The organism is Peptoniphilus timonensis JC401, assembly GCF_000312025.1.
Lineage (GTDB): Bacteria > Bacillota > Clostridia > Tissierellales > Peptoniphilaceae > Peptoniphilus_A > Peptoniphilus_A timonensis.
Map to the genome: position 1 here is coordinate 24,273 of NZ_HE978597.1, position 8,015 is coordinate 32,287.

At 25.5% G+C, this 8,015-nt stretch carries 10 protein-coding genes; 1 reads left to right on the top strand and 9 read right to left on the bottom strand.

Annotated features, from left to right (window positions below):
- Positions 1 to 155 precede the first annotated feature (155 nt).
- Entirely contained in the window at positions 156 to 2,123 is a 1,968-nt protein-coding gene (locus HGPT_RS07520) for an ATP-dependent DNA helicase RecG (protein ID WP_019139225.1), read from the top strand.
- A 187-nt stretch (positions 2,124 to 2,310) separates the two neighbouring features.
- Here HGPT_RS07520 and HGPT_RS07525 read toward each other — a convergent pair whose 3' ends face one another.
- The 9 genes from HGPT_RS07525 to HGPT_RS07560 all read right to left on the bottom strand — a co-directional run.
- Positions 2,311 to 2,895, bottom strand: a complete 585-nt coding sequence (locus tag HGPT_RS07525) for a hypothetical protein (protein ID WP_019139226.1) — start codon at positions 2,893 to 2,895, stop codon at positions 2,311 to 2,313.
- A 14-nt stretch (positions 2,896 to 2,909) separates the two neighbouring features.
- Positions 2,910 to 3,773 (bottom strand): relaxase/mobilization nuclease domain-containing protein, encoded by an 864-nt coding sequence (locus HGPT_RS07530; RefSeq protein ID WP_019139227.1) that lies wholly within the window; start codon positions 3,771 to 3,773, stop codon positions 2,910 to 2,912.
- Positions 3,774 to 4,286, bottom strand: a complete 513-nt coding sequence (locus HGPT_RS07535; RefSeq protein ID WP_019139228.1) for a hypothetical protein — start codon at positions 4,284 to 4,286, stop codon at positions 3,774 to 3,776. It abuts the gene before it with no gap.
- Positions 4,287 to 4,728: 442 nt separating this feature from the next.
- Positions 4,729 to 5,214, bottom strand: coding sequence for a hypothetical protein (locus tag HGPT_RS07545; protein ID WP_019139230.1), 486 nt, complete (start codon positions 5,212 to 5,214; stop codon positions 4,729 to 4,731).
- A gap of 63 nt (positions 5,215 to 5,277) precedes the next feature.
- Complete coding sequence (locus HGPT_RS07550; protein WP_019139231.1) at positions 5,278 to 5,853, bottom strand: hypothetical protein; 576 nt, start codon at positions 5,851 to 5,853, stop codon at positions 5,278 to 5,280.
- A gap of 224 nt (positions 5,854 to 6,077) precedes the next feature.
- Positions 6,078 to 6,230 (bottom strand): hypothetical protein, encoded by a 153-nt coding sequence (locus tag HGPT_RS09070; protein WP_019139232.1) that lies wholly within the window; start codon positions 6,228 to 6,230, stop codon positions 6,078 to 6,080.
- Positions 6,231 to 6,239: 9 nt separating this feature from the next.
- Positions 6,240 to 6,416: a hypothetical protein gene (locus HGPT_RS09075; RefSeq protein WP_019139233.1), complete on the bottom strand. Its 177-nt coding sequence runs from the start codon at positions 6,414 to 6,416 to the stop codon at positions 6,240 to 6,242.
- A 182-nt stretch (positions 6,417 to 6,598) separates the two neighbouring features.
- Positions 6,599 to 7,372 (bottom strand): hypothetical protein, encoded by a 774-nt coding sequence (locus HGPT_RS07555; RefSeq protein ID WP_019139234.1) that lies wholly within the window; start codon positions 7,370 to 7,372, stop codon positions 6,599 to 6,601.
- On the bottom strand, positions 7,338 to 8,015 hold a 678-nt coding region (locus HGPT_RS07560; RefSeq protein WP_040542878.1), incomplete at its 5' end, for a GA module-containing protein. The genes HGPT_RS07560 and HGPT_RS07555, both read right to left, overlap by 35 nt.

The following is an 8,015-nucleotide window of genomic DNA, read 5'->3' on the forward strand; positions in this document are numbered from 1 at the left end:
CCTCCTAAAATTACTATTTTTTTAATTCGTCTTAACCCTGTATTTTACTAGCGTTTTTTGGTTTTTTCTTATTATTTATTGGTTTAAGTAATATATTATGTAAGTTTGATTACAAAAATTATTAAATATTTGTATATAAAGGAGTTTTTAAATTTATGGAATTATCATTACTATACCTACCCAAAACTAAGGAAAATCAACTTATTAGAAAAGGTCTAGAAACTATTGAAGATGTTTTAGAGTTTCTACCTAAGGAATATTATGACTTTACAGAAACTTATACTATAAAAACTTCTGTTTCAAAAGGTTTTGACGAAAATATCGCAATTATAGGACATTTAAAGACAGTGAAATATACTCCTAAGACTGTCGTTGCAACGATTGTAGATAGATTAGAAAAATTAGATGTAGTTTTTATGAATCAATTTTACAAATATCAACAACTTCTTCCCCTTGTTGGTCGAGAAGTAATTGTTTGTGGGAAAATAAGTATTAATCCTTATAACCATAGCTACGAAATTATTAGCCCTCTATATTTTTCCACTAAAATTGATGAACATAAAAAACTTATACCAAGATATGTAAAAATCAAAGGTATGAGTAAAGAATATTTTGAAAAGATTGTTGATGATTGTCTTGATTTTGCAGAAGATTTAGACGATTGGGATGACATTTTATTAAATCGCTTTGGGATAATGACAAGAGAAAATTGTCTTTTTGAAATTCACAAACCTTCTTCAAATGAAAAACTAAAAGAAGCCTACGATAGATTAATTTTTGATAAATTATTTAAATATCTTTGGTTAGCCAGGGAAAAAGAGTGTGATTCTATAATTGAAACTGAAATAAAATTAAAAAATATTAAATTGGATGAAAAAGTGCAAATTCTCCCCTTCCCTTTGACTGGAGATCAAGACAAAACTATAAGAAATATTTTAAATAAAATGTCACAAGGTCATAAGGTAAAAGGTCTTATTCAGGGAGATGTTGGATGTGGAAAAACTATTGTTGCCTTTTTATTAATGTTTATATTAGCAGACAATGGTTATCAATCTGTTTTGATTGCACCTACACAAACCCTAGCAAATCAGCATTACTTAGACATTTTAGAATATGCCGAAAAGTTTGGATATACTGTAGGATTTCTTTCAGGATCTACAAAAACAAGAGAAAAAAATAGAATATTGAAAGAATTAAAAAATGGCACTATTGATATATTAGTTTCAACTCACGCTGGATTTTCACCTAATGTTGAATACAATAATTTAGGATTAAAAATTATTGATGAAGAGCATAGATTTGGTGTAAAACAAAGAGAAAGTTTGTCTAAAAGATATAAAGAAATTCATAGTTTATCTATGTCGGCTACACCTATACCTAGATCTCTTGCCCTGATTACTCATGGCAATAACATTGAAATTTACAATATTTTAGAATTACCAAAAGGCAGACAAAAAGTTGAAACAATAACTACAAATGAAACTAAAAAGGCCTATTCTTATATAGTTAATGAAATAAAGAAAGGACATCAAGCATATATTGTCTGTCCTTTAATAGATGAAGGAAAAATAGAAGCAAAAAATGTTAAACAAATAACAAATGACTTTCAAAATTATTTATCTTCATTAAATTTAGATTTTTCCGTATCTTCCATATATGGCGATATGAAACAGGAACAAATCGACAAAAATATAGAAGATTTTAACAAAGGAAAAATTGATGTATTAGTATCTACAACAATAGTAGAAGTTGGTGTTAATGTTCCTAATGCAACTGTTATGGTAATACTATCATCTGAAAGATTTGGCCTTTCTCAACTTCATCAATTAAGAGGAAGAGTTGGAAGAGGAAATAATAAATCTTATTGTGTATTAGTTTCCCCTAAAAAAGGATTAGCAAGACTACAAATTATGAAAAATTCTTCTTCTGGCTTTGACATATCTAAAGAAGATTTAAAATTAAGAGGTCCTGGTGAATTATTAGGTTTAAAGCAATCAGGGCAATCCGAAGAACTTATGTTAATTTTAACTTATCCTACTCTAGTTTCAAAAATAAGAGATGAAATAGAAAAAATATACGAAGATAAAGAAAGGTTAGAATTTTATCAAAAAATAACTTTATAATAAAATAATTCCAGATAATTTTTAAGTTTATCTGGAATTATTTTTTCTTTTTCAAAAAATGCTGTTCATATTGTTTTAAATTTCATGTTTTATTGTTTAATAGACCTATTCCATCAATCTAATAACAAAACGATACAACAGGACACTCACACGCCCTGTTTTTGATTTGCCTTATTTTTATTAAAAATTAAAGTTCTCTTTCAATGTTTTGGCTATTTTCTGTAAAACCTTTCTCAAAATTTTCGTTATTGTCTAATTCCAATTCTTCTAAATAAAAATCTGGTTCATAATCTATAAAATCGTCTAATTGTTTTTCGTTATCTAAATCGAAGTCAATTTCATCTTTATTTTTTTCGGCATATTCCAAATTCATACTATTTCTTAAATCTTCAACAAATGATTTTTTATCTTCGTGTGTAATATTTTTATTACCAATATATTTAGAAAATACTTCAGACATTTGTTTTGTTTCTTTGCCAATACGACTTATTGTATCTACTACTTCTCTACCTTTTTCGATTCGGCTATTTAAATCTTCAATATACTTTTCCATTTCTATTTCGGGATCTTCATCATCGTCAAAGGTTAATCTAAATTCTAATTCTTTTTCATAAGTATCTTTTATAAAATCTACTTCGTCATCTAGACTAAAGACATTTTCTAATTCTACATTATCTTTATGTAAGTACATATCTCTCGCTGAAATTTTTTGTATAGCTTCTTCAAAATAATCAATATTTTTATTTCTAAGGTTTTTATCTACCTGGTACATCTTAAAAACTTCCCTTAATTTTTTTCATTAATTTTATTTAGTTCATCTAAAATCTCTTTAATCTTTTTCCATGATCTAAATCTAGTATTAGAAAGAAGGACAGGAACATTTCTATATTGAGGATAAATTTTTTCATCCTCTATTTTATATCCTTCCTTTTCAAGAGATTTTTTTACTTCTTCTGTAGTTCTAAACTGGCAAGAAAAAATACTGCGTTTTAAAGAATTGCTAACCCTATCATTTAAAGTATAAAACTTTTCTTTTGGATTTCTCTTTTTTCTTTCCATTCTTTCTACTGAAGTCATTTTTGGTCTGTTTCTATTATACAACATACTTTCATAAATTGAAGATAAACCTCTTTCTTTACACACCTCATTTACATTTTCTTTTAGTGCATTTTTGAAAAGAAATTCTCTAGCTTGTAATCCTACACTTCTGCCATTTTCACAAACAAAATGTGCGTGTATATTTCTACCCTGTGTATGGGATGCGACAATAAACCTTGCACTTTCTCCTAGAGTTTTTTTTAATGATTCACTTGCTATATCTTTGGCATCTGATAAGGATATATCATCTTCGGAAGAAAAAGTTATAAAACCTGTATATGCGTATATATCTGGATTGTTTTGTAAATTTTGTATTCCTCTACCAGATTTTAAACTTTCTAAATAATTTTCTTCACTATTTTTATAAATAGAGTTAATATTTCTTTCTTGCTTTCTATATTTTTCTTCATCTAAATAAATTAATTTTTCAAAATTAAATTGATTACAATTATTTTCTTCTATTAATAAACCATGACCTGTTTGTTCATCTTTTAAAATATAATTTATTGAAGCCTTTATAGAAGATGATTTCCTTACTCTAAGATATGCCATTTATTTTTTCACTACCTTCTCAATATTTATTGTGGGGATTAAGCTTTCTTTAATATTTAAATGTACTGTATCTCCCACATTCATCTTTTTTTGCATTTCTTTATTTATAGCAACTTTATAAATATCTTTTTCTGATTCTAAAACAGCATAAACTTCCCCATCTTCTTGAATAAAAGATTCCACCTTTGCAACATCTTTATACTGTGGTATATTTTGTTCTTCCTCAATTTTTGAAAGCTCATTGATTTTTACATCACTGAAAAGATCTCGTACCGGGAAAGACATAATTATTAAGGCCAATATAATGCAGACAAAAAAGCTTAATATTTTTCTTATTCTTTTTTGGATTAAAAAAGTTTTTTTCAAAAGATTTGCATTTTCTATGCCCATTTTATAATCAAATTCGTCTTGTTTTCTTAATTGTTCATCTGGATCAGGATTTCCATCATATTTATCCAAATCCAAATCAAGTTTTTGAAAATTTGGTTTTACTTTGTTATCAAATATTTTCAATATCTTCACCCAATCTGTTTAAATATATTTCAGAAATTTTTTTATTTTTTTTCTTAATAACTCTATATTTTCTCTTAAAGAATATTCATCTAACAAGAGTGATTCAAATTCTTGCATTCTTTTCTGATTTTTATCAAAGTGTATATAGAGTTCTTCTCTTATATTTTTTATTTCTTTTAAAATTTCTGAGATTTCTTCCATTTGTAGATCTCTGTCTTTTTCTGAATAATTTTCTACAACATAAATACCATACTCTTTTATACTTTTGTTTAATTTGTTAATTTCTTCATCTAATTGCAGATATTCCTCGCTTCCTATAGAAATAATAAAACCATCTAATATAAGTTTTCTTAGTACATCTGATATAGATAAATTATTTTTTTTGCAAATCTGTAAAAAAAATCATATTGATCATCTGTGAAATTTAATTGAATACTCTTAGTCATGGCATCACATATCCTATAACTTTTTTGTTTTTACAATTAACAACAGAACGATTGAATTTATTTCTTATTACGTTGTGCATAGGAAGGTCTTGATTTGACAAAATATTTATTAATTTTGGAACAGTATTACTATAAATGAGTTCTTTGTATGCTCTTGATTTTAGTGCGTTCATATATGCATCTGTACCTTTTATAAAACACATAACAAAGTTTTCTTCTAAAACCTCTCTACCAATAAACAAAGAATCATCTATATAAAATAAATAAAAAACTTCGTCAATTTTTTCTAGCCTTGCTTTATTTTTGATTAAGCCTTCTGTATCTAAAAATCTTAATTTGATAAATCCACTTTCATTAAAAAAGTCATCTAAATTTATAAGAGCATAAACTGCACCACCGATTAAATTATTAAAATCATTAAAAGAATATTTAAAATCTAAATATAAATTTTTATTGTATTTTTTATTAATAGTTTTTGTCAAAAAACCACCTTCTTTTTTTCTTATACATAAGGTTAGCTAATTGAACAGCTAACCTTATGTTATTTATTCAGTTTCCATTTCAGTTAAATAATCTAACCCTCTTATATATTCCTCTTCGCCATCAATTAAAAAACTTTCTTCATCTAATGAATGTAGGATTTCTCTTAAAACAACTTCTTCTTCAGGTGTTATTTCATTTGCATCTTTCATTGATAACAAAATCTTGTCATATTTTTCTTTTGTTGTCAGTTCTTCATATTCTTCAAAATCCTTGGTCCATATTTTAGAAGTGCCTTGAATATTATCTTGTTTTTCTATTTCTTCTAATAATTTATCAATTTTTTGTCCTTCTTTATTAGGATCAATTTTTATTTTATAATTGACATTATGTGAATCAACTTTAAAGTCTTTAGAGTTTAATATTTTTAAAACTTTTTCTAATTCATCATTATTTGGAGGATAAGAAAAACTTACTGCTACCTCATCCTTTTTGAAAAAGTCTTCTTGATTGTTTTGTTCCATTTCTTTAACTTTATCATTTATTATTGGTATTATTTTTTCTAATTTGTCAAAATCTATTTTTTTAAGATAAAAATATGAGTTTGGAACAAACCCTTCAACAGAATCTCCTCCCTGCATACTAAGAAATTCTTTATATACTTGATCCTCTGTTTTTTTTAATTGTTTAAAAATTTCATCTTCTGAATAAATTTTATAATTTGAGATGGCACCTTGTAGGTACCTACCATCTTTATAGAGTTTTAAAACATCTTTGTCTAAAGCTAAATCTTCAATTTTGCCTGTTTCATAATACTTTTTATAGACACCTAAAAAAGGTTTATTAGGGTCTGTTTCTGAAACTTTTATTTTTTCTTTTTTTCTTCATTTCTATCATCTCTGTTATCTATTATTAGCTTATTGTCTTCTTTAGGAACTTTTTTTTCATTTTTACATCCTGTTGCCAATAGGCTTAAAGAGATTAATAAAGATGAGATTAAAACAATCTTTTTATTCAAATTATCACCTCAATAAATTACTAAATATCCATTATCTAAATACATATAAAATGAATCATATTCTTCATCGGGGCTTCCTTCTAAATCATCAATAAAGTCGTGGATATTTTCCATAACATTATCATCAATTACTAAATCATCATAATTAAAAGTTATTCCGTCAACAATTATTTTGTTTTTACTCATAATATCTCTCCTTCAAAATTAAATATACTTATCTAAATAATAAATACCTTAATATATAATTATATTTTTCTGAAACAAAAAATCCCCCTATAAAAATTTACAGGGGGATTTTGTAAAGAAACAATAGTGGGTAAATTAAACCCATTCTAAATATACCTTATATTTTACAATTTTTATTCATTTTAGATAAGTTTTTCTAAAAGATTTTTAATTTCTTCTAAAGAATTTGCATTATAAATTTTACTTCTTGTAAAAGAAATTAACATTTTATTTTTAGATCCATCTTTATTTACGATATCATCCAGTGTATTAAAGGAAATTGTCTTTATTATAGGTACGATATCTAAATTATTTTCTTCGATAAAAGTATCTATATCTGAAACAGAATTAATACTGATTAATTCCTGTTTCAAGTCATCCTTGCTTTCATCAGATATATCTAAAAGATTTACTTTGTTTTCCAATATTTCTTGCATTTTTTTAAGAATATCATTTTCAGATAAGGTTTCAAATGTATCTTTAGAAAAATCTTTTTCTTCTACAGGATCAGAAGGATCTGTAATATCTTCATCTTCCTTATCACCATTAATATTGTCAGATTCTGTTAAAATTTTACTATTTAAAATAGTATCAATTTCTTCAATTGATTCTGCTTTATTTATTTGATTAATTAAAAGATTTTTTCTTAATGCAGACAATTCTTTACTTTCTACCAAATTAATAGCTTCTATTTTTTTGGCTTTTAATTTTTCTTCTAGTTCTTCTTTTTCTTTCTCTTTTTCTGTTGTTTCTAATTTAGAATTTTCTTCTAAAGCTTTGTTATAGATTTCATTTGCCAATTCAATAGACTTAGCATTTTCTATGCCTCTAACATAAAGGTCTGTTTTGGCTTCAGTTAAATATTTAAATTCTTTAATCTTTTTAATTAAAAACTTCTTTTTCTTCTTTAAGAGCATTTTCAGTTTTAATATTATTATCTAGTTCTCTTGCTTGATCTTTGATTTCTTCTATTTTTTCAATTGATTTAGCATCATTTATGTCAGACATTATTTGAGAAATATTTTCTTTATTAAGATTTACCAGTTCAGAAACTTCTTTTTTAGCTATTTCTTTAGCTTTATCCAGGTTTTCGTTTGCTTTTTCATTAGCTAATTTTATTATTTCGTCAAGTTCTCTAACTTCCATAGCATAATAAATATCTTCTAAATACTTATCTTTTTCTTCTTGTGATAAGTTATTTATTTCTTTTATTTTTTTTCTCGCAATATCTTTTTCATCTAATAAAACCTTAGAACCATCAGGGTTATCTTTTGCAAGTTCTAAAATTTCATCTACTTCGTCTAAAGAAACGGCACTATCAATTAATCTTACATAATAATTTTTTGAATTTTCTCTTAATGATAATTTATCTAATTCTTTTTTAGCGTTTTCTTTCTTTTCCATTAAAATAGCTAAACTTTCTGCACCACCATCAGCTATCTCATCTATAATCTTTTTTACTTCTAAGCTAGTTTTAGCTCTTTCAAGCCTATTATAGTAATATTCTTTATCTTCTTTTGATAATAAATTATTTTCATCTATAAGTTTTTTTGCTTGTTT